A 555-nucleotide genomic window follows, 5' to 3' on the forward strand; every position below is an offset into this window, starting at 1 on the left:
CGCGAGAGACCGACCAGGGCAGCCACGTCCACGACGCGGCTGTTCAGCAGAGCGGCGTCCGCGGTTTCGAGCGCCACGTCGGTACCGCCGCCCATGGCAATGCCAACTGAGGAAGCCGCGAGCGCGGGCGCATCGTTGATACCATCGCCGACCATGGCAACGGGCGCCTGGGCCTTAAGGGCGCTGATCTCGCGCAGCTTGTCCTCTGGCAGCAGCCCGGCCTTGACCTGGAGACCGAGCGCCCCGGCAATGGCCTGCCCCGTGCGAATGTTGTCGCCTGTCAGCATGACGGCTTCGACGCCCATGGCATGGAGCGCCCGGATGCCCTCGGCGGCATCCGGCCGCGGCTCGTCGCGGACGGCAATGAGGCCGGTGGGGACACCTTCTACGGAAACGACAACGACTGTCTTCCCTTGGTCCTCCCATCCGGCAACCACCACTCCAGTGCTTCCAGACAGCCGCGCCTGCTCGGCAACAAAGGAGGGCGACCCCACCGACACGCGCTTACCTGTAACGATGGCTTCCACAGCCTTGCCTAGGATGGCCCGCGCATCC

1 protein-coding gene is annotated in these 555 nt (G+C 67.4%); it reads right to left on the minus strand.

Features of this window, described 5'->3' with window-relative positions; all coding sequences use genetic code 11:
* A partial coding sequence (locus tag D9599_RS30860) for an HAD-IC family P-type ATPase (RefSeq protein WP_198385154.1) occupies positions 1–555 on the minus strand: 555 nt, incomplete at both ends.

It is taken from the genome of Roseomonas sp. KE2513 (genome assembly GCF_016107305.1).
Taxonomy (GTDB): Bacteria; Pseudomonadota; Alphaproteobacteria; order Acetobacterales; family Acetobacteraceae; genus Roseomonas.